24 protein-coding genes and 1 riboswitch are annotated in these 22311 nt (G+C 70.7%); of the genes, 18 read left to right on the forward strand and 6 right to left on the reverse strand.

Annotated elements, in window-relative coordinates:
* Positions 1-100 precede the first annotated feature (100 nt).
* The 6 genes from ACQPWU_RS41085 (at position 101) to ACQPWU_RS41110 (ending at position 6349) form a co-directional block, all read left to right on the forward strand.
* A complete protein-coding gene (locus ACQPWU_RS41085) occupies positions 101-2122 on the forward strand; it encodes a protein kinase domain-containing protein (protein WP_433431082.1) in 2022 nt (673 codons plus the stop codon).
* 42 nt (positions 2123-2164) lie between these two features.
* Entirely contained in the window at positions 2165-2737 is a 573-nt protein-coding gene (locus ACQPWU_RS41090) for a TetR/AcrR family transcriptional regulator (protein ID WP_433431083.1), read from the forward strand.
* A gap of 49 nt (positions 2738-2786) precedes the next feature.
* The gene (locus tag ACQPWU_RS41095) at positions 2787-3968 is read left to right on the forward strand and encodes a Cmx/CmrA family chloramphenicol efflux MFS transporter (protein WP_433431084.1); all 1182 of its coding nucleotides are present in this window, start codon (positions 2787-2789) and stop codon (positions 3966-3968) included.
* Entirely contained in the window at positions 3965-4780 is an 816-nt protein-coding gene (locus ACQPWU_RS41100) for an MOSC domain-containing protein (protein ID WP_433431085.1), read from the forward strand. Before ACQPWU_RS41095 ends, ACQPWU_RS41100 begins: the two co-directional genes overlap by 4 nt.
* A 46-nt stretch (positions 4781-4826) precedes the next feature.
* Positions 4827-6095, forward strand: a complete 1269-nt coding sequence (locus ACQPWU_RS41105; protein WP_433431086.1) for an MFS transporter — start codon at positions 4827-4829, stop codon at positions 6093-6095.
* Positions 6096-6202: 107 nt separating this feature from the next.
* A complete protein-coding gene (locus tag ACQPWU_RS41110) occupies positions 6203-6349 on the forward strand; it encodes a hypothetical protein (protein ID WP_433431087.1) in 147 nt (48 codons plus the stop codon).
* Between the two features lie 169 nt (positions 6350-6518).
* On the opposite strand, the gene ACQPWU_RS41115 is transcribed toward ACQPWU_RS41110, so the two are convergent.
* Entirely contained in the window at positions 6519-8108 is a 1590-nt protein-coding gene (locus ACQPWU_RS41115) for a bifunctional 3'-5' exonuclease/DNA polymerase (protein ID WP_433431088.1), read from the reverse strand.
* 21 nt (positions 8109-8129) lie between these two features.
* Positions 8130-9401, reverse strand: coding sequence for a metallophosphoesterase family protein (locus ACQPWU_RS41120; protein ID WP_433445410.1), 1272 nt, complete (start codon positions 9399-9401; stop codon positions 8130-8132).
* 346 nt (positions 9402-9747) lie between these two features.
* On the opposite strand from ACQPWU_RS41120, the gene ACQPWU_RS41125 reads away from it, so the two are divergent.
* A complete protein-coding gene (locus tag ACQPWU_RS41125; RefSeq protein WP_433431089.1) occupies positions 9748-10161 on the forward strand; it encodes a hypothetical protein in 414 nt (137 codons plus the stop codon).
* A gap of 65 nt (positions 10162-10226) precedes the next feature.
* On the opposite strand, the gene ACQPWU_RS41130 is transcribed toward ACQPWU_RS41125, so the two are convergent.
* Entirely contained in the window at positions 10227-11807 is a 1581-nt protein-coding gene (locus ACQPWU_RS41130) for an FAD-binding oxidoreductase (RefSeq protein ID WP_433445411.1), read from the reverse strand.
* Positions 11808-11838: 31 nt separating this feature from the next.
* Here ACQPWU_RS41130 and ACQPWU_RS41135 point away from each other — a divergent pair, with 31 nt between their 5' ends.
* From ACQPWU_RS41135 to ACQPWU_RS41150, 4 genes are all read left to right on the forward strand, one after another.
* Positions 11839-12348 carry a TetR/AcrR family transcriptional regulator gene (locus ACQPWU_RS41135; protein WP_433431090.1) on the forward strand — a complete coding sequence of 170 codons (510 nt, stop codon included), beginning with the start codon at positions 11839-11841 and terminating at the stop codon, positions 12346-12348.
* Between the two features lie 16 nt (positions 12349-12364).
* Entirely contained in the window at positions 12365-13861 is a 1497-nt protein-coding gene (locus ACQPWU_RS41140; protein WP_433431091.1) for a glycerol-3-phosphate dehydrogenase/oxidase, read from the forward strand.
* 111 nt (positions 13862-13972) lie between these two features.
* Positions 13973-14833 carry a sucrase ferredoxin gene (locus ACQPWU_RS41145; protein WP_433431092.1) on the forward strand — a complete coding sequence of 287 codons (861 nt, stop codon included), beginning with the start codon at positions 13973-13975 and terminating at the stop codon, positions 14831-14833.
* Between the two features lie 101 nt (positions 14834-14934).
* On the forward strand, positions 14935-15246 hold the full coding sequence (locus ACQPWU_RS41150; RefSeq protein ID WP_080036407.1) for a WhiB family transcriptional regulator: 312 nt from the start codon (positions 14935-14937) through the stop codon (positions 15244-15246).
* Between the two features lie 165 nt (positions 15247-15411).
* Here ACQPWU_RS41150 and ACQPWU_RS41155 read toward each other — a convergent pair whose 3' ends face one another.
* Together ACQPWU_RS41155 and ACQPWU_RS41160 are read right to left on the reverse strand one after the other, a co-directional pair.
* Positions 15412-15792, reverse strand: a complete 381-nt coding sequence (locus ACQPWU_RS41155; protein ID WP_433431093.1) for a YbaB/EbfC family nucleoid-associated protein — start codon at positions 15790-15792, stop codon at positions 15412-15414.
* A gap of 12 nt (positions 15793-15804) precedes the next feature.
* The gene (locus ACQPWU_RS41160) at positions 15805-16200 is read right to left on the reverse strand and encodes a YbaB/EbfC family nucleoid-associated protein (protein WP_433431094.1); all 396 of its coding nucleotides are present in this window, start codon (positions 16198-16200) and stop codon (positions 15805-15807) included.
* Between the two features lie 129 nt (positions 16201-16329).
* On the opposite strand from ACQPWU_RS41160, the gene ACQPWU_RS41165 reads away from it, so the two are divergent.
* From ACQPWU_RS41165 to ACQPWU_RS41175, 3 genes are read left to right on the forward strand one after another with little or no spacing between them, the layout of a single operon-like run.
* Entirely contained in the window at positions 16330-16659 is a 330-nt protein-coding gene (locus tag ACQPWU_RS41165) for a hypothetical protein (RefSeq protein ID WP_433431095.1), read from the forward strand.
* Between the two features lie 11 nt (positions 16660-16670).
* On the forward strand, positions 16671-17528 hold the full coding sequence (locus ACQPWU_RS41170; RefSeq protein ID WP_433431096.1) for a hypothetical protein: 858 nt from the start codon (positions 16671-16673) through the stop codon (positions 17526-17528).
* 51 nt (positions 17529-17579) lie between these two features.
* A complete protein-coding gene (locus tag ACQPWU_RS41175; protein WP_433431097.1) occupies positions 17580-18044 on the forward strand; it encodes a hypothetical protein in 465 nt (154 codons plus the stop codon).
* Positions 18045-18050: 6 nt separating this feature from the next.
* On the opposite strand, the gene ACQPWU_RS41180 is transcribed toward ACQPWU_RS41175, so the two are convergent.
* Complete coding sequence (locus ACQPWU_RS41180; RefSeq protein WP_433431098.1) at positions 18051-18203, reverse strand: hypothetical protein; 153 nt, start codon at positions 18201-18203, stop codon at positions 18051-18053.
* Between the two features lie 55 nt (positions 18204-18258).
* Between ACQPWU_RS41180 and ACQPWU_RS41185 the strand changes: the two genes are divergently transcribed.
* The 4 genes from ACQPWU_RS41185 (at position 18259) to glyA (ending at position 21913) form a co-directional block, all read left to right on the forward strand.
* A complete protein-coding gene (locus ACQPWU_RS41185) occupies positions 18259-19023 on the forward strand; it encodes a TIGR03084 family metal-binding protein (protein WP_433445412.1) in 765 nt (254 codons plus the stop codon).
* A 54-nt stretch (positions 19024-19077) separates the two neighbouring features.
* The gene (locus ACQPWU_RS41190; RefSeq protein WP_433431099.1) at positions 19078-19452 is read left to right on the forward strand and encodes a YccF domain-containing protein; all 375 of its coding nucleotides are present in this window, start codon (positions 19078-19080) and stop codon (positions 19450-19452) included.
* A 79-nt stretch (positions 19453-19531) separates the two neighbouring features.
* On the forward strand, positions 19532-20464 hold the full coding sequence (locus tag ACQPWU_RS41195) for a YihY/virulence factor BrkB family protein (protein ID WP_433431100.1): 933 nt from the start codon (positions 19532-19534) through the stop codon (positions 20462-20464).
* Positions 20465-20554: 90 nt separating this feature from the next.
* Positions 20555-20637, forward strand: a riboswitch (ZMP/ZTP riboswitch).
* 1 nt (position 20638) lies between these two features.
* A complete protein-coding gene (gene glyA / locus ACQPWU_RS41200) occupies positions 20639-21913 on the forward strand; it encodes a serine hydroxymethyltransferase (protein WP_433445414.1) in 1275 nt (424 codons plus the stop codon).
* Positions 21914-22311: the final 398 nt, after the last annotated feature.

Raw genomic sequence — 22311 nt, forward strand, 5'->3', positions numbered from 1 at the left:
AGGACCTTTGTCAGGCTGCTTCAGCTTCCCTTGCGCATTGCCCGCCTATATCGTAACGAACCACTTTCAATTGGTTGCAGTGCGGGATGGGGGCGGGAAGATGGCAGCCGACCGCTTGCTCAGCGGACCCGGCCCGGAGGGAGGTGCCCCTAGCGGCGCCCCGCAGAGCCAGGGCCGCCTGATCGGCCGGCGGTACCGTCTGATGTCGCCGGTCGGCAGGGGCGGCATGGGCATGGTGTGGCACGCTCACGACGTCCTGCTCGACCGGGATGTGGCGGTCAAGGAGCTGATCCTCCCGTACGGGCTCGACAACGCGGGCAAGCAGGTGGCGCACCGGCGCATGCTCCGCGAGGCCAGGTCGGCCGCGCGGCTGACGCATCCCGGCATCGTGACCGTGCACGACGTGGTCGAGGAGGACGGCCGCCCGTGGATCGTGATGGAGCTGGTCCGCGCGTGGTCCCTGGAGCAGGCCGTACGCCAGAGCGGGCCGCTGCCGGTGATCCAGGCGGCCGAGATCGGCATCCGGGTGCTCGACGCGCTCAGGCACGCGCACGCCGCCGGGATCCTGCACCGCGACATCAAGCCCGGCAACGTGCTGCTGACCTCGGACCGGGTGGTGCTGACCGACTTCGGCATCGCGGCCATCGAGGGCGACGTGACGATCACGCAGACCGGGCTGCTCATGGGCTCGCCCGCGTACATCCCGCCGGAGCGCCTGTCCGGGCAGCCGATCACGCAGGCGGCCGACCTGTGGTCGTTCGGCGCGACGCTGTACGCCGCCGTCGAGGGGCGGCCGCCGTACGAGGGGCCCGATCCCGTGGCGGTGCTCGGCGCGGTGCTCACGCAGGACCCGATCAGCCCGCAGCGGGCCGGCTCGCTGGGGCCGGTGATCGAGGGGCTGCTGCGTAAGAACCCGGCGGAGCGGCTGACCTCCGACCAGGTCATCGAGATGCTGGAGGCGGTGCTGCGCGCGCACGGCTCCGTCCGGCCGCGCCCGGCGGAGACACTGCCCGCCCAGGGGGACCTGCCGCGGCTGGACCCCCAGCCGGGGCCGATGCCCTCGCGGATCGTGGAGACGCCCACGGGTCCGGTACGCGTGCCGTACGACCCGCTGACCAGCCCGTCGGGCGGCCATTCGATGCCGTACGAGGGGCTGACGAGCCCGTCGGGCAGCCACAGGACCGACCGGCTGACGCCGCCCCCCGGGGGGTTCGACGCGTTCGGCAGTTCCTCGGGCGGCCAGCCTTTCGGCGGGCCATCGGGGCCGCACCGGATCGCCAGGGATCTCGACGACGACTCCGGCCCGCAGCCCGCGCCGATCCTGCCGCTCACCACGGACAGCCGCACATCCTCCGCCGCCACGCCGTGGCCGCTGGCCTCGGCCGACGACCTGCGCGAGCAGTCACGCGACCTGTCCCGCGACATCAGCAGCAACCGCCTTCTCACGTTGCCCAGCGCGGCGCCGCGCACGGGCAAGAGCAGGCGCAGGCCCGACGAGGACGACGGCCTGTGGACGCGCGGCGGGCGCCCGACGCCGCTCACGATCGTCAGCACACTTGTGGGTATCGCCGTGATCGTCGGCGCGGTGATGGTCATCCTGTCGGGCGGGTCGGCACCCCCGGTGGCGCCCGTCACCCAGGCAGCGACCTCCTCGCCCGCCACGACTCAGCACGGCGAGCCCTCCGTGATACCCGCGGGCTACACGGAGCACGGCACGGACGGGTTCACCGCCGCCGTGCCCGAGGGCTGGAAGCCGGCGACGTCGGGCGGTGTGACCACGTTCAGCGGGCCGAAGGACTCCGGCATCCGGATCACGGTGCAGAAGGCCGCTCCGCAGGCCGACGGAGGCCTGGCCGCACTGGGCAAGCAGGAGGCCAAGGGCGGCGTGGAGGGCTACATCCAGGTGCAGCTCCAGGCCGCCGAATACCGCGGCTGGCGGGCCGCCGACTGGGAGTACACCTACACCACGTCCAACGGCGTCCCCATGCACGCGCTGACCAGGTACGTCACCGTCGACGACAACGACGCTTTCAAGATCACGTTCGACATGCCCGAGCTCAAGTGGGACGACCAGGCGGAGACCCGCACGGTGTTCCTGGACACGTTCCAGCCGGCCGGCTGACATATTGCACTGCTCGTTCCAAAACGTGCTAACGTGCGGAGCATGGGGCGACCGAGGAAGTTCGAGGAGGAGCGCGCCATCGAGGCGGCCATGCGCGCGTTCTGGAGCGCGGGCTACGAGGCCACCTCGACGCAGGAACTGTGCGCGGCCACCGGCCTCGGCCGCAGCAGCATCTACAACACCTTCGCGAGCAAGCACGACCTGTTCGAGAAGGCGCTGCGCCACTACATGGAGCAGCGCAACGCCGCGCTCGCCGAGCTGCTGGAGACCGACCTCCTGCTCAAGGAGAAGATCAGGACCGTGCTGTGGTGGGCCGTCGACCCCGACCCCGGCGAGCCGCCCGGCTGCCTGGTGGTCAACTCGATGACGGAGCTCGCCCCGCACGACCAGGAGATCGCCGAGTTGCTGCGGCGCGACAACGAGAGGCGGCGGGAATTGCTGCGGGCCGCCATCGAGACCGGCCGCGCCCGGGGCGAGATCGACCCGGGCAAGGACCCGCTCGCCCTGGCGCACTTCGTCTTCGCCACCGTCAGCGGCCTGCGCGTGGCCGCCAGGGGAGGGACGGACCGGGACGGGCTCGAGTCGATCGCGAAAACCGCGCTGGGCGTCTTCTGACTTTTTCGCGCCCTCATTTTGAACTGATCAATCTAAAAGGAGTGACGTCATGCCGTTGGCGGTCTACATACTGGGGCTCGCGATCTTCGCCCAGGGCACCTCCGAGCTCATGCTGGCCGGGCTGGTGCCCGAGATGGCGGCCGACCTGCACGTGTCCGTCCCCGACGCGGGGCTGCTGATCTCGGCGTTCGCCATGGGGATGCTGGTGGGGGCTCCGGTGCTGGCCGTCGCCACGTTGCGCTGGCCCAGGCGTACGGCGCTGCTGACGTTCATGGCGGTCTTCGTCCTGTCGCACGTCGTGGGCGCCCTGACATCGAGCTACGGCATGCTGTTCGCCACCCGCGTCGTCGGCGCCTTCGTGTACGCCGGATTCTGGGCCGTGGCGGCGAGCACCGCGGTCGGCCTGGTGCCCGCCAACTCCCGCGGCAAGGCGATGAGCGTGCTCGCCGGCGGGCTGACGGTCGCCACCATCATCGGACTGTCCCTGGGCACGGTCATCGGCCAGCACCTCGGCTGGCGGGCGGCGTTCTGGGCGGTCGCGGCGCTGACGGTGCTGGCCGGCCTGGGCGTGCTCGCCACCATCCCCGGCGGCCGCCCCTCCGGTGGCGTGCCGCGCGTCTCCGCCGAGTTGCGCTCCATGGCCGGCGCCCGGCTCTGGCTCTCGTACGGCACGACCGCGCTGACCACGGGAGCCCTGCTCGCCTCCTTCAGCTACCTGAGCGTGATGCTGGTCGACACCACGGGCCTGGAAGCGAACTGGGTGCCCGCCGTCCTTGCGCTCTACGGCGTCGGCTCGCTGATCGGGATCACCATCGGCGGCAGGATCGCCGACGCCCGGCCGTTCCAGACCTTGTACGTCGGCGTGACCGGCCTCGTCGTCACCTCGGTCGCGCTGGCCCTGGGCGCGTCCGTCGCCGTGCCGGCCATCGCGCTGATCTTCCTGCTCGGCGCGTTCGGCTTCGGCACCAACCCCGCGCTGAACACCCGCGTCTTCGCGCTGGCCAAGGACGCCCCCACGCTGGCCGCCGCGGTGAACGTCTCCTCCTTCAACGTCGGCATCACCGTCGGCCCCTGGCTCGGCGGGCTTGCCATCGACGCCGGCCTCGGCTACCCGTCCGTCGCCTGGATCGGCGCCGCCATCGGCGTGCTCTCCCTCGCCACCGTGGCCCTTTCCGCGGCCCTGCACCGCTCCACGGCCACGGCGACCAGTGAGGTACTTTCTCGCTCATGAAGCTGGCGAGCATCCACTTTTACCCCGTCAAGTCCACCGCCGGACATGAGGTCCGAGAGGCCGAGGTGCAGCCGTGGGGGCTGGCCGGTGACCGCCGCTACCTCGTCACCGACGAGCGCGGCGGCGTCCTCACCGCCCGCGAGGAGCCCCGGCTGCTGGCCTGCGTCGCCCGGCTCGACGGCGACCGGCTCACGCTGACCGGCCCGCACGCCGCCCCGCTGCTGGTCACGCCGACCGAGGCGATGTCCACGGTCACCGTGGGGCGCACTCCCGTGGAGCTCACCGACTGCGGCGACGACGCGGCGCGATGGCTTTCCGGGCTGGCAGGGCGGCAGGTCAGGCTCAAGTGGCTCGACGACCCGACCCGCCGCCCGGTCAATCCCGAGTACGGGCGGCCGGACGACCGCGTGAGCCTGGCCGACGGCTACCCGCTGCTGCTCACGTCCGGCGCCTCGCTCGCACAGCTCAACGACTGGATCGCGGAGACCGCGCTGGAGCGTGGCGAGGAGAGGCCCGAGCCGCTGCCCATGCACCGGTTCCGGCCGAACGTGGTGATCGACGGGGTCGGCACGGCGTTCGCCGAGGACACGTGGGAGCGGGTACGCATCGGCGCGGTCGACTTCCGGGTCAGCAAGGGATGCGACCGGTGCGTGCTGACCACGATCGACACGGCCACGTACACGAAGGGCAAGGAGCCCATCAGGACGCTCTCCCGGCATCGCAAGTGGGACGGGAAGGTGTGGTTCGGCATCAACCTGATCCCGGACGCGCCCGGCCTCATCGCTCAGGGTGATTCAGTCACCATTCTCTGAAATATCGTCCTTTGGGGTGATGTGGGGGCTATGCGAGACTTCACAGGTGACCAGTGCCCCTACGAAACCCACTGTCTCCTCCTCTGACCGAATACACATCGTCCAGCGCCGTACCCTGGCCGTCCTGTCGGCGACGCAGATCGTGGGCGGCGTGGGAGTAGCGGTCGGGCTCGCGCTCAGCTCGGTGGTCGTGGACGAGTTGTCGGGGTCCACGGTGATCAGCGGCTTCGCGGGCACGGCCACCGTACTCGGCGCGGCGCTGCTGGCCCTGCCGACGGCCAAGGCGGCGGGCACCGGGGGCCGCCGGGCGGGCTTGTCGGTGGCGTACGCGGCGGCGCTGGCGGGCTGCGTGATCTCGGTTCTGGCGATCAGCCTGCGTACGTGGCCGCTCCTGCTGGCGGGACTGGTGCTGGTGGGCGGCGGGAGCGCGGGCAGCCTGGCGGCGCGTTACTCGGCGACGGACCTGGCGCCGCAGGGCCGCTCGGCCAGGCACCTGTCGCTGGTCGTCTGGGCCTCCACGGTCGGCTCCGTCGCCGGTCCGAACCTGGCCCGACCGGCCGACGAGATCGGCAGGCGGCTGGGGCTGGTGGAGAAGGCGGGGCCGTTCGCGTTCGCGGCGCTGGCTTTCGCGCTGGCCATGGTCGTCATCTTCGTCTTCCTGCGCCCGGATCCGCTCAAGCTGGCCCGCTCCCTGATCGACGCCCCGGGCACCGACCGCGCCCCCAGAGGGACGATCCGCACCGCCTGGCAGACACTCCGCACCACCCCGATCGCCCGCCGTGCCCTGGTCATGATCGCGGTCAGCCACACGGCGATGGTGTCGGTGATGTCCATGACCCCGGTCAAGCTGCATCACGACGGCTCGAACCTGGACGTCATCGGCCTCGTGATCAGCCTGCACATCGCGGGCATGTACGTGCTGTCGCCGGTGGTGGGCTGGCTGGCCGACAAGGCGGGCAAGGTGCCTGTCCTGGTGCTCGGCATGGCCCTCCTGCTGACCGCCGCCACCCTCGCCGGCACGTCGGGGCACCGGGTGTGGCAGGTGACGGCGGCGCTGGTGCTGCTGGGGCTCGGCTGGTCCTGCGGCCTGGTGGCGGGCTCCGCCCTGGTCACGGAGTCCGTCCCGCTCGACCGCCGCCCGGCCGTCCAGGGGCTGTCGGACGTGCTGATGAACGTCTGCGGCGCCACGGGCACGATCGTCGCCGGCGCCATCGTGGGCGTGCTCGGCTACGGGGTGCTCGGCCTGGTCGTGGGCGTCATGGTCACCCTCGCGGGCGTCTGGCTCACCGCCACCTGGCGCGCCAGCGCCCCCTGACCCCGGCCCACGTATCGGCCACCCGTCGGACGGCGGGCGGCCTGCCGCGACCGCCGCACGCGTCCCGGCGGCAGCGCCCCGGCACCTGGCGCCGCCTGGTCGGCCAGATGCTCCGCGCCTGGGCCACCCCCGGCACCGGCCTGCCCCCGCTGGAGCAGGCCCCCGCACCCGCCGCCCCGTATCGCGCCATGGTCCGCCTCGCCCGTCCCGCCACCGACGCCGGGAAAGCGACGGAGCGTACGGGCGGCCGTTGAGGCGGGCCCGAGGGGAGACCCGGCCGGGTTCCGGCGTTTGGAGGGTTTGGCAACAACGCTGTCAACGCATCACACACCGGCGCAGCGGTGCCGGTGGGCATGGCGCGACGGCCCGCATGGCGTGAGCGCCCCGTGGCGGCGAGTGCCGCGGGCACGGCCGGGGAACTCGTCATTTGGCGTCGGCGTAGGACGAGACCGCCACGGCCTCCATCGGGAAGCGCACCGGCGTCGCCCCGAACAGGAGCCGGGTGGCCTCCGACGCGGCCGACGAGACGGCGGCGATCACCTCCTCCGCCTGCGAGATCGGGCAGTGCACCATCACCTCGTCATGCTGGAAGAACACCAGCCGGGCCGGCTCGGGCAGCAGCCCGCGCAGCACCGCCATCAGCGCCAGGGCCCACTCGGCCGCGGTGCCCTGCACCACGAAGTTGCGCGTGAACCGCCCCCGGTCGCGAGCCGCCCGGCCGCCCTCGGGCCCCGACACCAGCTCCTTCCACCGGGGCGAGGGAGGCGGGCTGGTGCGCCCGAGCCACGAGCGCACGAGCCGCCCCTCCTCCCCCGCCTTGGCCGCGTCCTCCACGAACTGGTAGGCCTTGGGGAAGCGCTGCCGCATCACCGCCAGCAGCTTGGGCGCGTCGCCGCTGGTGCCGCCGTACATGGCGGACAGCATGGCGATCTTGGCGTTGGCCCGCTCGCCTCCGAACGACTGCGCCAGCGCCGAATACAGGTCGATCTCCCCGGCGGCCCGGGCCAGGCCCACGTCACCGGCCATCGCGGCGAGCACCCGCGGCTCGAGCTGGGCGGCGTCGGCGACGACCAGCACCCACCCCTCGTCGGCCACCACCACCCGCCGCATCACCTTCGGAATCTGCAGCGCCCCGCCGCCACTGGTCGCCCATCGCCCGGACACCACGCCGCCCACCACGTATTCGGGCCGGAACCGCCCACCCCGCACCCACTGGTCGGCCCACGTCCACCCGTGGAAGCTGAACAGCCGGGCCAGCTCCTTGTAGGCCAGCAGCGGCGCCACGGCGGGGTGGTCGATCTGCTTGAGCTCCCACGACCGGGTGGTCTTCACCGCCGTCCCGGCCCCCTTGAACGCTTTGACGAGCTGCTGCACCGAGTCGGGGTTGACCGGATGGCCGAAGGCCGCGGCGACCTCGTCGGCCAGCGCCTGCAGCTTGGCCGGGCGCATGCCGTGCACGGGCCGCGGCCCCAGCAGGTCGGTCAGGAGCGCGTCGTGCACGTCGCGCCGCCACGGCATGCCGTCGTGCGACATCTCGGCCGCTATGAGGGCCCCGGCCGACTCGGCCGCCACCAGCAGCCTGAACCTGCCGGGCTCCGGCAGCGCCTCGATCCGCCGCAGCTGGCCGGCCAGCACCTCGGCCACCGCCTCGGCCCCGAGCGGCTCGGGTGCGAACAGCGTGTCAGGCGCGCTCGGCTGCTCCTCGGGCACCGGCAGCCCGTGCAGCCTGGCGTGGGCGGCCCTGGCCGAGCGGGGCTCGCCGTAGCGGCTCTCGTACGCGAGCAGCAGCCCTTCGGTGAGCGCGATGTCGTGGCAGCGCGAGACCCGCACGCCCGCGCTCAGCAGGCCGGGATAGACCTCCCGGGCATCGGCCCACACCCACCGCGGACGCTCGGCCGCCTCCAGCTCGCGCACGGCCGCCTCCAGCTCGCGCACGGCCCCCGCCAGGTCGGCGGTACGGCGTGCCGAGCCGCCGACCGGAAGCACCGTCTCTCCGGCGACCACGACATACACGTGGTCAAGAGTGCCAAATGGCTACGACAAAGCGATGCGCACCTCGTCCTCGAGCGGTGGATCGAGCTCCTGCGCCAGGCACCCGGTGGCGGCGAAGCAGCGCAGGGTCAGCTCCTCCGGGGTGACCGACACGTGCAGGAACTGTTTGAAGAACGGCGGGGTGTCCCAGTCGGACAGCTCCGACAGGTAGCGGTGGAAGACCTTGTCCACCGGCAGCCTGAACGGCCACGGCCAGGCCCCGAGCAGCCGCGCCGCCCACCGCATCCTGCGGGTGATCGTCACCGGCCCTTCGGGGGTCCTGACAGGCTGGTTCTTGATCTGGTCCGACATGACGCACACGGCTTCGGAGGGCGTGAGGTACATCCACTTCATCCGCAGGCGGCGCGCGTACAGCTGGCTGTAGAAGGACAGCGAGTCGCCGCGCAGCGGGTAGCACTTGAACTCGTCCTCGTCCACGCCCTTGACGTCGACCCTGCCGATGGTGTGCGTGGCGTGCATGAACGCGCCGCCGCCGCCGGACACGATGTACTGGATCACCCGGTCGCCCACTTTGACCGGGTAGCGCTGGTAGTTGTGCACGTCTCCGCCGATGGCCGCGACGTACCGGTGGGCCGGGTCGCGCACGATGTCGTCAATCGTGCCGCCTTCCTCCAGCGGCGACGGCTTGTAGACGTTCCCGGTGTAGATGGGCTTGCCCGTCACGAGGATCTTCGGCCGCGGATCGAGCGAGACCCGCCGCAGCCACGCGGTCTGTCCCTTGTCGATGACGTTCCTGATGCCGGTGTCGACGCCCACGATCAGCAGGCTGTCGCTCTCGATCGCCCAGTACGGCCCCGGCTGCGTCGCCTGCTGGGACGGCCTGCCCCTGAGCTCGCGCGCCTTCGCCAGCCGCTCCTCGTCGATCGTCTCCGGCTTGCGCCACAGGAGCCCGCGCAGCCCGCGGTCCGGCTTGGGCTTGAGCGGCGGCGCGTCACAGAGGACCCGCATGAACCCGCCGAGCCCGTCGTACCAGTCGTGGTTGCCGGGAATGGCGTAGATCGGAGCGTCATAGTCCTTGTACGGACGGAAGAACTTGTCGCAGTACTCGTTGCCCGATCCGGTCGGATAGATCACATCGCTGGCTATGACGGCGAACGCCGTGTCCTCTCCCAGTTTCAGCATCCCGGGAACAACGGCGTACTGCGACGCGTCTCCCTCGCCAGTATCACCAAGCAGAAGGAAAGTGAAATTTCCCCCGACGGATAGCTTGATGCGAAATTCCGGATCAATCCCGCGTGCTTCCTGAGACGCCACCCACCGCGCCCGGACCTGACCTGACGGATCCCCGAACAGCCCGGCGAGGACGTCGTTGCGCGAGCGCCACAGCGTCGCCAAATTCAGCCAGGTAAACCCGTGGTTATCGGGTCTGAGCTGCGCGAACGTCCCCAACTGCGTACAAGCCCATCCCGCTCCCTCCTCCGATACCCGTGACGAAAGCTGCTTTCCACGCTCAGCCGCGACTTCCACCATGTCCACATCTTTACCGCGATCTTCACTTCGCGCACCCTGAACGCTCCGTACTGCGAGGAACACAGAAGGTTCGCAATGGTGTAGCCTCACCCCCCAAGCAAGCGGTTGGGACCGCCGAGGGGAGGCTCCCATGACGCGTAACAGCCCGGACGACGCGACCAGAAGAGGCACTTCCGATGTGGAGGCCATTGAAGGTCTGCTCGCATATGCGCAGACCAGTTCCCGATGGGGCGGCGGGGCGCTCAGGAGGGCCAGTGAGGCGGTCGCGCGCAGCAGGGCGCTGGCCAGGGAGCAGCCCAAGCACACGGCGTTGCTGGCGCGCAGTCTGAGCACCACGGCGAAGCTGCTGCTGAAGCGGGGCCGGGCCGCGGAGGCGCTGCCTCTGGCGCAGGAGGCGGTGGCGCTCACCCGTGAGATGGGCGGCGGCCCGCTGGTGGCCTCGCTGATGCGCCTGGCCGCGGTGTTCGAGGCCCTGCACCGCTACAGCGAGGCCGCCGCCACGATGGCGGAGGCCGACCAGATCCCCCCGCCGGACAACGCCTGACCGCGCAGGAGTCTCCATACCGCCGTCAGGGGATGCGGCCTTTCACGGGGCGGCCACGGTCCGCCTCAGGCCGGGCCGGCCGGCGGGACGAGGACACCGGGATTGAGTATCCCGGCCGGGTCGAGCCGGGCCTTGACTGCCTGCAGGACACTCACTCCCACGGGTCCCAGCTCGGCCGCGTAGGCGTCCCGGTGCTCGCGCCCGACCCCGTGATGGTGCGTGATCGTGCCCCCCGCCTCGACGATGGCCGCGCTCGCCGCCGCCTTGGCCCGCTCCCACTGCTCCACGGGGTCGCCCTCCTGCGCGGTGACGACGGTGAAGTAGAGCGAGGCGCCGGTCTCGTACACGTGGGAGATGTGACACATGACCAGCGGGGAGCCGAGCGCTCCCGCCAGCGCCAGGCGGACCGCGTCGTAGAGCCGCGGCAGGTTCGCCCAGAACCCGGCGGTCTCCAGCGTCTCGACCGTGGCCCCGGCGGCGAGGAGTGAGTCACGCAGGTACGGGGCGGAGAAGCGGCCGTGCTCCCACGCCTCGCCCGGCTCCGCGCCCAGGGGCTCGCCGCCCGTCCGCTCCAGCACGGCCGAGGCCGCCGCCTGCCGCTCCGCCGCGAACGCGCCTTCGTAGCCCGCGATCAGGAGGCAGCCGGAGCCGCCGGAGCCGCCGGAGCCGATCGCGTCCGGCTTGGCCAGGCCGATCATGGTCTCGGTCTCGTCCGACAGCCGCAGCACGGTGGGCAGCGGCCCTTCCTGGGCGAGCGCGCGCACGGCCGCCGATCCCTCCGCGAACGTCCCGAACCGCCAGCCTTCGTACCGGCGCTCGGCGGGAGCCCGCCGCACGCGCAGCCTGAGCGACGTGATCACGCCGAAAGCGCCCTCGGAGCCGAGCACGAGCTGGCGCAGATCGGGCCCGGCCGCCGACTTGGGGGCTCGTCCGAGGTCCAGGGTGCCCGACGGCGTGGCCACCGTGAGGCCCATGACCATGTCGTCGAAACGCCCGTACCCGGCTGAGGCCTGCCCGCTGGAGCGGGCCGCCGCGAAGCCGCCGAGCGTGGCGTACTCGAAGGACTGGGGGAAGTGCCCCAGCGTCAGCCCGCGCCCGGCGAGCAGCCGTTCGGCCTCGGGAGCGCGCACCCCCGGCTCGAACGAGGCCACGAGAGACTCCAGGTCCACTGAGAGCAGCCGGTCGAGCCGCCCCAGATCGAGCGCGATCACCCCGGCGAAGCCGGAGCGGGCGGCCGCGAGCCCGCCCACCACGGAGGTGCCGCCGCCGAAGGGCACCACGGCGACGCGCTCCGCGGAGCACACCCGCAGCAGCTCGGCCACCTCCTCGTGCGAGCCGGGCAGCACCACCGCGTCGGGAGCGTCGGAGCCGTCCCCCGTGCGCATCCGCAGCAGGTCAGGAGTGGACTTGCCGCGGGTGTGGCGTACGCGCGCCTCGTGCGAGGTCAGCACGTGGGCGGAGCCGACGATCTTCGCCAGCGCCTCGAGCAGCGGCCCGGGCAGGGCGACCGGCGGCAGGCGCACCGACTCCAGGGCGACGGCCGCGGTGCCGGGCGCGCGCACGCCGAGGAAGTCGTGCAGCAGCCGGCGAACCTGCTCGGGCAGCTCGCGGGCCTTGGCGGGATCGCCCCACCCGGACCACAACATCGGTTCTCTAGGCACGCTTACACTGTGACACATGACGTTGAATCGTCACAATGGCGGCGTGCTGGACGCGGCCCGCGACTGCGTGCTCGCGTACGGGGTGCGCAGGACGACGCTCACGGACGTGGCACGCAGGGCCGGGGTGTCGCGGATGACGATCTACCGCCGCTGGCCCGACGTACGCACGCTGGTCGCGGACCTGATGACCAGGGAGTGGGTGCGGGTGGTCGAGGGGCTCGACCTGTCCGACCCGGTGCGCGCGGTCGTCGCGGGGGTACGGGAGCTGCGCGCGCACCCGTTGTGGCGGAAGATCGTGGAGGCCGATCCCGAGCTGCTCATGCCGTACCTGCTCGACCGGAGGGGCGCGAGCCAGGAGGCCGTGCTCGGCGTCCTCGAGCGCGCGGTCGGCGACCCGCGAAAGGCGCGCGCGGTGCTGCTGGTGGCGCAGTCGTTCCTGGTGTCGGCGCCCACGATGCTCGGCCCCGTGACCCTGGACGAGCTCGACGACGAGCTCGCCGCCATGCTGGAGGCCTACCTTGGATAGCTCGCGTGGAGGCACCTTGGACAGCTCGCTGAACGCCCGCAGACGGTCCCGTGAGCTCCGCCAGGTCGCGGAGGAACGGCTGGACGTGCTCGTGGTGGGGCTCGGCGCGACGGGCGCGGGCGCCGCGCTCGACGCCGCGTCCCGAGGGTTGAGCGTAGCGGCGATCGACGCGCACGACCTGGCGTTCGGGACGTCCAGGTGGAGCTCCAAGATGATTCACGGCGGCCTGCGCTACCTGGCCAAGGGGCAGGTGGACGTGGCCTACGAGAGCGCGGTCGAGCGCGGCATCCTGCTCCGCACGACCGCTCCGCACCTGGTCGCGGCGCACCCGTACCTGCTGCCGCTCACCAAGGAGGTCTCGCGGCGGCAGGCGGCCCTGGTGATGAGCGGCTACCGGCTCGGCGACAGCCTGCGGGCCGCCGCGCGCACGCCGCGCAGGCTGCTGCCCGGGCCCACCCGGCTGAACGCGGCCCGCACCCGCACGCTGGCGCCCGTGCTGGACGGCGACGGCCTGCGCGGCGCGCTGCTGTCGTGGGACGGCCGGCTGCTCGACGACGCCCGCCTGGTGGTGGCCGTCGCGCGCACGGCCGCCGCGCACGGGGCCCGCGTGCTGACCCGCTGCCGCGCACTGCGGCTGACGGACCGGGGCGCGCTGGTGCGCGACGAGCTGACCGGCGAGGAGTTCGACGTCCGCGCCAAGGTGGTGATCAACGCAACCGGGGTGTGGGCGGGAACGCTGGACCCCGAGGTGGAGCTGCGGCCGTCCCGCGGCACCCACCTCGTGCTGGCGCCGGGCACGCTGCCCGGGCTGACCGCCGGCATGCACGTGCCCATTCCCGGAGAGAGCAACCGATTCGCGCTCGTACTCCCCCAGCGCGACGGCCGCGTCCACGTCGGCCTCACGGACGAACCCGTGGACGAGCCGGTGCCCGACGTTCCTGAAGTGCCCGAGGAGGACGTCAGAACGCTCCTGGAGGTGCTGAACGGGGTTCTTGAGACCCAGGTGACCCGAGAGGCGGTCGCGGGCGTGTACGCGGGCCTCAGGCCCCTTCTGGCGGGAGACGGCCGCACGGCGGACATCTCCCGCAGGCACGCCGTCCTGTGGCATGACGGGCTCGTCACGGTCGTCGGGGGCAAGCTGACGACATATCGGCGCATGGCCGAGGACGCGGTGGATCGAGCGGTCTCGTCCGCGAAACTGCTGGCGGGGCGGTGCCGTACCAGGAGGATCCCGCTCGCCGGGGCGGGACCACGGCCCTCAGGGGTGCCGCACCGGCTGGCCGAGCGGTACGGCAGCGAGGCGGAGGCCGTGCACGAGCTCGTCAAGGCGCACCCGGAGGAGGTCGGGCTCGGCGTCACCGAGGGCGAGCTGATCTGGTCGATCAGGCACGAGGGCGCGCTCGACGAGGGCGACCTGCTGGACAGGAGGACCAGGATCGGCCTGATCAAGCAGGACAGGGACCGGGCACTGGCCGCGACACGGGATGTTCTGGACCGAACGGGCCGCATCTGACCCCTCCATTCCGTTAGGTTAGTCTTACCTAATTCGGATCGGGAGGGAGACCAGGCGTTGGCGAGGGGCTGCGAGCATCCGACCGGGTGCCACACCGGAAGGGTTCCCACCTTGGCCAGCGCCACCGTGGGAGCCAGGCTCTGGCTGCTCATCGAATACACCGGCGCCTGGCCGTCACACCTGGAAAACTTCGAACTTCCTGAAAAAATCTCCGAACTCGTCCGCCGGGCGCTCGAACGCGGTATCAGGCCCCAGTTGATCCGCCGGCCGGGAAAACGAACCCGCCCACGGGAGCAGGGCATCCGTGTGCTATTGGCGTACGCGGTAGGAGAGCGGCCGTGGCTGGCGAGCGGTGTCGTCGCAGGTCCTGACGATCTTGACCTGGACGCGCTCGTGGCGGGAGTGGTCCCGGAGTCCTGCATACTTGAAGACGAGCCGGTATTTCTGGTCTGCACGCACGCCAAGCGCAATGCGTGCTGCGCCCGCATTGGACTACCCCTCGCTCGGTCGCTGGCCGATTCGCTGCCGGACAGAGTATGGGAAACGTCACACGTTGGCGGCGATCGTTACGCCGCCAACCTGGTGTGCTTGCCACACGGAATTTTCTACGGCAGCATGTCTCAGGCTGCTGCACTGGCAGCGGCTAACGCGTACCGGTCGGGCGAGGTCATTCTCGACCGCTACCGGGGACGCGCAGGCATCCCTGAGCCATTGCAAGCCGTGGAGCACTTCGCCCGAGCCCATACGGGAGAGTGCGCCGTCGGCGCGGTGGCCGTGGAATCCTCCAGGTCGGACGGTGACGTCACCGAAGCCATTGTGCGCTGCGGCGACGTCCGGTTCCAGGTTGTGGTTGAGCCATCGGCGTTCACAGCGCCGTGTGGCACGGCTTGCGCCGAGAAGATCACCACCTACCGGCTGGTTTCGCTGGACAGGCTTATGCCTGTGCGGTACGCCACGCCCGCTCTTACCTGAGCAGGGGAACATCGCGGCCCAACGTTGCGTTGGAACAGTGACGCCAAAAGCGTCCAATGCGGCTCAATTACCGAAATACCTCTCACGAAGGTGGTTTTCTCATGTCTCAGGTACGTCGGCAGCTCGCCCGCCCGCGCCCCAGCTGGGGTTGGCAGGATGATGCCGCGTGCCGGGGTGAGGACCTCGTGCTCTTCTTCGGCCCCGACGGGGAGCGGCAGCCCGAGCGTGACGTACGCGAGCGGAAGGCCAAGGCGATCTGCGCCCAGTGCCCCGTTCGCAACGAGTGCCTTGACTACGCGCTGTCCCGGCCCGAGAAGTACGGCACGTGGGGCGGTCTCAACGAAGACGAGCGCGCCTCCGAGCGTCGTCGTCGCATGCGCCGCGCGGCCAGCGCCGGCATCTCCGCCGCCTGACAAACCCGGCAGCATCACCATCCATCGCGTGATCACGCAGTTGTCCCGATGAACCGGAGCCTGGCCCTCCATGTCCAGGCTCTGGCGAACCCGGTCGGGACAACTGCCTGATCAGGCGTCACCTCCCTGTCCCGGCACCCGAAAGTTCCGTACGGACCCGTCAGGTCAGTCCCACGGAGTGCCCGCCAGCCGTTCGAGCTGGGCGGTGGCCGCGGCCGGGTCGAAGCCCGGCAGGGCCTCACGAATCAACTCCTCCGTCTTCCGCGCCGCGTCCAGCCCCGCCTGCTGGAGCGCCGCCAGCACCTCCTCGGCGAGCGTCCGGCTGTCCAGCCTCATCGCGCGTTGCCGGATGGTGACGTCGAGCACCTTCCCATCCGCCGCCACGATCGCGATGACCTGTCCGGACGCGGCCTCCCCCGTCCCGGTGACGGCTTCCACGCCGGCCCGCGCCCGCTCGATCCACGCCAGAATCCCGTCCGCCTGCCGCTCGTCTCGGGCGAGATCCTCGTGACTGATGTCTGCAGGGTCCCTGCGAGGGCCGAACACACTCACCTCCGGCTAGAGAAGGTTGCGGGCGATCTGCTCGACCCGCTCGCTGATGAAGTTCTCGTCCAGCGGCGCCGGCATGGTGTGCTCGGTGTCGGCGAGCGCGCAGTCCACGATCTCCTTGGCCTGCGACTCGGCGTCCAGCTGGGCCGCCCGTAGCACCACCGTCACCTGCTTGCTGAGCGCCTCGTGATCCAGCCGCATCACGCGGGGGTCGAGGCGCAGCGCCGTGATTCCGCCCCGCCCGTCCGCCGAGGCCCCGACCAGGCCGTCAGGGCTCTGTGCCACGCCGGTGACCGCGCCGATCGCGGTGCGGGCCTCGTGGAGGCGCCGCATCGTCTCGCGGCCCTGCCTCAGGATCCGCTCCCCCTGCTCGACATCGTCTTGTGGCGAAGGTCTCATCGGCATGTCCGGACTCCACCTGTTGGGGGCTGATGAGTGCGTCAGTTTAGTCACGAACGATTCACTGCCGGATGTAGATCACTAATACGCCGTTCCTAGTGAATTTCGCTGATCGTTACGCTAAGGTGACGCGCCATGAGTCCGGGGATTGAGATCTCCAAGGCGCAGGTCGCCCAGCACGCGGCGATGATGCGCACCCACAGCGAGGACTACACCGCCGCCCTCCAGCGGCTCAGAGAGCGTGGCTACGGCTGCTTCTCGTGGGGCGACGACACCGGCCTGTTCGCCGCGTTTCACGCCGAATACGGCCAGTGCGGCGTCTACGGGCTGGAAGCGCTGGCCGGCGTCTCCCAGGCCATCAACGACACCGGCGACGGCCTCGACGCCGCCAACCGCCACATAGCCGATGCCGAGGCCGTGAACATCGAAGAGTCGGCGAAGCTGTACGGCGCCTACCCGGTCTGAGCCTTCGCCTCATGGATGTGACAATTCCCCCCGAAGTCGACGCCGTCCTGGAGATGATGGGCGTCCACTGGCCCAATGTCCGGGTGGATGAGATCGTGGCCGACCGCGACGCCTGGATCACCGTCCTGGCCGGCTCCCACGCGGCGGGGCAGGCCGCGCAGACCTCCGTCCAGGCCACCGGCGAGGTCTACAAAGGCGAGTCCGCCACCGAACTCCAAGGGCTCTGGAACGCCCCCGCCGGCGTCGGCGAAGTCATGGGACGCGCCACCGCGGCCGTCCAATACGTCCCCCAAGTGCTCGACAACGCCGCGTGGCTCACCACCGGCCTCAAGGTCGCCGTCGCCACCGGCGCCGTCTACACCTCCGCCCGCATCGCCCGCGCCATGCTCATGGGCGGGCCCACCGCCGGCCCCGCCGCCCTGTGGGAACTCATCCGCGGCCGCATCCTCGTCACCAAGGCCCAGCACCAGGCGGCCGAAGGCGTCGGACGCGTCCTGCGGCCCGCCCTCGCCCACGGCTCCACCGGCAAATTCCGCGGCGTCCTCGACGACCTCCCCCGGCTCAACACCCCCCGCGGCCCGAATCTGGGCGGCCCCGACGGCCCCAAGGGCGGGCTCATCGCCGAGATGGGCTTTCCCCGGAAACGGAACGCCTCCAGCAAGACGAACTCGGGGACCAGGCGGTGGGACGACAAGGACCAGGCGGTCGACGAGGCCAAGCAGGACGCGAAAGACGGCGGGCGCGCCAGGTTTCGCGGGGAGTGCTCGAGCGGCGACCATGTGCACGTCGACTACTACAACAAGAACGGGGAGGTCAGCCACACGCGGCACTATTCGTGGAAGGGCGCGAAAAAGAACAAGAAGCCATAGAGCTGGAAGACTGGCAGCGCACACTACCGAGGCGAGGAAGACGCGACGACCGTGGCGAACGAACTATCGGAGAAGGCCGCCGAGCTGGGCGCGGCGATCGCGGAGCACGCCCGGGTCCTGGAGGCGTCCCCTGACGACGCCCCCCGCGTGATCCAGGCGGTGAACGCCCTGCGCACGGCCGCGCTCGAGTACGGGGCGCTGTGCCTCGACCGGACCGGCTGGGGCAACCCGCTCAGCGCCCTGGAGGAGGACCTCGAGGAGGAGGCCCAGGAGGGCGAGCCGGACACCGCGTCCGTGGACGTGGAGGCGCACTACCGCGTCCGCGTCAACGACCCCGACGCCGTGGCCCGCCTCCTCGGCGAGCAGGCACAGGAGGACGTCGAGGGGGCGACGGCCGCCGATCTGGTGACGCAGCTGTTCGTGAGAGACGGATGGGACCCTGACGCGTACGGCGACGACCTGGTCACGGTGGTGAGCCAGTCGTGGTCGTGCGGCCCGGCGGAGAAGGAATCCTGAGCGGCCCTAGCCCTGCCTGAGCCAGTTCATCGGCGGCTCGGGCTTCTGCCCGCCGGTGTCGTCGGGCTCCCTGCGCGTGTCCGTCTGATGCTGGCAGTCGCACCAGGAGCCGCCACGGCAGTCCTCGTGACGTTTCTCCTTGCAGCTCTCGCAGATCACGCCTGCATTATTCTCCTAGAACGTTGTTCGGGTTACGCTGGCGCGCGTGGACCTCATGGCGGAGTTACTCGACGACCTGCGTGCCGAGACGGCGTCCTTCGAAGCGCTGCTCCACCCCCTGCGGGACGAGGACTGGGAGCGGCCCACGCCCGCCGAGGGGTGGGCGATCCGCGACCAGGTGAGCCATCTGGCCTGGTTCGACGGAGCCGCCGGCCTGGCGGCCACCGACGCCGACGCCTACAGGGCGTCGCTGAAGGACTTCCGGTCCGTGGACGACCTCGCCCTGGAGTCCCGCGGGAAGTCGCCTGGCGAGCTGCGCGAATGGTTCCGGGCGGCACGCGCCCGCAGCCTGGAGGCGTTCGCCACGCTCGACGCGCGTGAACGGGTGCCGTGGTTCGGGCCCGCGATGTCGGCCGCCTCGTTCGTGACCGCGCGGCTGATGGAGACGTGGGCGCACGGCCAGGACGTGGCCGACGCGCTCGGCGTCACCAGGGAGCCCACGGCCCGGCTTCGGCACGTGGCCACGATGGGGTTCCGCGCCCGCCCCTACAGCTTCGCCGTGCGCGGCCTGCCCGTGCCCGCCGACCCCGTACGCGCCGAGCTGACCATGCCCGACGGGACCCTGTGGACGGCGGGCCCCGGCGACGCTGCCGGCGCCGTACGCGGCCCGATACTCGACTTCTGCCTGGTCGTCACCCAGCGCATCCACCTGTCCGACACCGCGCTGGAGCTTACGGGCGAGCCCGCGCGGACCTGGATGGAGATCGCCCAGGCGTTCGCCGGACCCCCGGGGAAGGGACGGGCGCCCAGGTCAGGGTGAAGTCAGGGACTTGCCGGATGACGCGTACGGTGCGTCCGATGACATGCTGTGAACATGCGCACAATCTTGAACGTCATCTGGCTGATCTTCGCGGGCCTCTGGCTGGCCATCGGATACGCGTTGGCCGGGATCATCTGCTGCATCCTGATCGTCACCATCCCGTTCGGCATAGCCTCGTTCAGGATCGCCGCGTACGCGCTGTGGCCCTTCGGCAGGACCGTGGTGCGCGACCCGCAGGCGGGCGCGTTCTCCCTGATCGGCAACATCATCTGGTGCGTGGTGGCCGGCGTCTGGCTCGCCATCGGCCACGTCGTGACGTCGATCCCGCTGTTCCTGTCCATCATCGGCATACCGATGGGCATCGCGAACCTCAAGCTCGTCCCCGTCTCCTTGCTCCCCCTGGGTGCGCGCATAGTCGATAACGACTAGGGCAGTTCCTCGGTAACGACTAGGGCCGTTCCCGGACGTAAGCTGTTCGGAAGAGTCACTGCGAATACCGTTGGGTGCCATGACGTCCACCGATGCGCCTTCCCGGACGAAGAGGGGACTCGTCTCCAACGCCCGGGCCAGGCTGAGCTGGGTGCTCGACACGAAGTCGTGGGCGATCGTCCGCGCGTCCACCAACGCCGGGGTCACCTACCGGGTGACCGGCCTTGCCGGTGAGGCGGCCTTCTTCGCGCTGCTGTCGCTGCCGCCTTTCGTGCTGGGCCTGATCGGCGTGCTGGCCAAGCTCAGCACGTGGCTGGGCTCCACCGTGGTCGCGCAGGTCAAGGCGTGGGTGATCGATCAGGCGGGGCTGCTGTTCACCAAAGAGGCCGTCAACAAGGTGATCAACCCGCTCATCACCGACGTGCTCAGCGACGACGCGGGCAAAGTGTCGATCATCTCGCTGGGCTTCCTGCTGTCGCTGTGGTCCGGCTCCAGAGCGCTCTACGTGTACGTGGACCTCATCTCCGTGGCCTACGGGCTGGGCGAGGAGCGCGGCATCATCCGCACCAGGCTGATGTCCTTCGGCCTCTACATCGTCGGCCTGATCATCGGCATCATCGTCATGCCGATACTGGTCATCGGCCCGACCCTGCTCAAGGACGCCCTGCCGGGCCAGTACGGCATCCTCATCGACATCCTCTACTGGCCGGTCGTGATCATCGGCTCGGTGCTGTTCCTGACCGTGCTCTACCACGTCAGCGTGCCGGTGCGGACCAAGTGGTACCGGGAGCTGCCCGGCGCGATCCTGGCGCTGATCCTGTGGATCGTGTGCGCGGCGGTGCTGCGGGCCGTGCTGGCCGCGTGGTTCTCCCCCGTCTCCGTCTACGGCTCGCTGGCGGCGCCCATCGCCCTGCTGCTCTGGCTCTACATCACCGCGCTGGCCGTGCTCATCGGCGCGATCCTGAACGCCGAAGTCGATCGGCTCTGGCCGGGTGTGAGCCGTACCAAATAGAGTCCTCGCGATGTGACTCCTCCGTTCCCACATCGTCGTGACACGGCTGATCAGCGGAGGAATAAGCCGCTGGCACATCCGCTATCGTCTAGGAAGTGACGCGACTGGCGCATTGGGTGGGATCGACCACCGGGGAGCGAAAGGAGCGGAGGCCGTGCGCCTGGGTCTTCGCAGATTGTCAACGATGACAGGAGAGTCATGAGTTCTCTCGCTAGCGTCGACCCGCAGATCGCCGAGCTCGTCAAAGCGGAGGAGCGGCGCCAGGCCGACACCGTCAAGCTCATCCCGTCAGAGAACTACGTGTCCAAGGCCGTGCTGGAGGCCACCGGCACCGTCCTGACGAACAAGTACTCGGAAGGCTACGCGGGCAAGCGTTACTACGAGGGCCAGCAGGTCATCGACCAGATCGAGACCGTGGCCATCGAGCGGGCCAAGTCGCTGTTCGGCGTCAACCACGCCAACGTCCAGCCCTACTCCGGCTCGCCCGCCAACCTGGCCATCTACCTGGCCTTCATGCAGCCGGGCGACACCTTCATGGGCATGAACCTGCCCTCCGGCGGCCACCTCACCCACGGCTCGCCGGTGTCGATCACCGGCAAGTGGTTCAAGCCCGTCTCCTACAACGTGCGCAAGGAGACCGGCCGCGTCGACATGGACCAGGTCCGCGAGCTCGCCCTGGAGCACCGGCCCAAGGTGATCTTCTGTGGCGGCACCGCCATCCCGCGCACCATCGACTTCCCGGCCTTCGCCGAGATCGCCCGCGAGGTCGGCGCGGTCCTGGCCGCCGACATCGCCCACATCGCCGGCCTGGTGGCGGGCGGCGCCCACCCCTCGCCTGCCGGCCACGCCGACGTCATCTCCACCACCACGCACAAGACGCTGCGCGGCCCGCGCGGCGCGATGCTGATGGCCGACGACGACGACAAGGCCACCGCGCTCAACAAGGCCGTCTTCCCCGGCCTGCAGGGCGGCCCGCACAACCACACCACCGCCGCCATCGCGGTCGCGCTGCACGAGGCCGCTCAGCCGGAGTTCAAGGCCTACGCCCACCAGGTGGTGGCCAACGCCAAGGCGCTGGCCGAGGAGCTTGCGAGCCGCGGCTTCGACCTGGTCTCCGGCGGCACCGACAACCACCTGATCCTCATCGACCTGACCTCCAAGGGCGTCGCGGGCAAGCCCGCCGCCAAGGCGCTCGACCGGGCCGGGCTGGAGACCAACTACAACACGGTCCCCTTCGACCCGCGCAAGCCCTTCGACCCGTCCGGCATCCGCATCGGCACGCCCTCCGTCACCTCCCGCGGGATGGGCGAGACGGAGATGCGGCAGATCGGCGCCTGGATGGACGAGGTCGTCACCGCCCTCGCCAAGGGCGACGCCGAGGACGTCATTTCGCGTGTCCACCGCGAGGTCAGCGAGCTCACCGCCCAGTTCCCGGCTCCCGGCCTCTAAAGGTTCTCGTCGCCTCTCCACGCCCCAGGTGGCGCAGGGACAGCCGCAACGCGCATGGCGACGCGCGATCAATGGCGCGCCATGTAGTCCCGGTGGAGACGATCAAGGACGGCCGGCTCACCACGATCACGGCCCAGGGTGCGCCGTAACGGCGGCCGGCCCCGTGCGGGTCAGCGGGCGTCACCCTGGAGGCCATGAGCCCCGTGCGGCGGGTGGCGCCTGCTTGGCTCCGCCGTACAGGATGGGCGTTTTCGGAACCTAAGAGGGCAGGGGTGGCGCCTGCTTGGCTCCGCCGTGCAGGACGGGTTCCGGCGCACGGGAACGCCCCGCCGCACGGGCTCCGGGTGCGGCGGGGCGTTCGACGCGAGCGGGGCGGGCCGGAGTGCCTCGCTCGCGGT

The organism is Nonomuraea sp. CA-141351 (genome assembly GCF_050944675.1).
Classification (GTDB): domain Bacteria; phylum Actinomycetota; class Actinomycetes; order Streptosporangiales; family Streptosporangiaceae; genus Nonomuraea.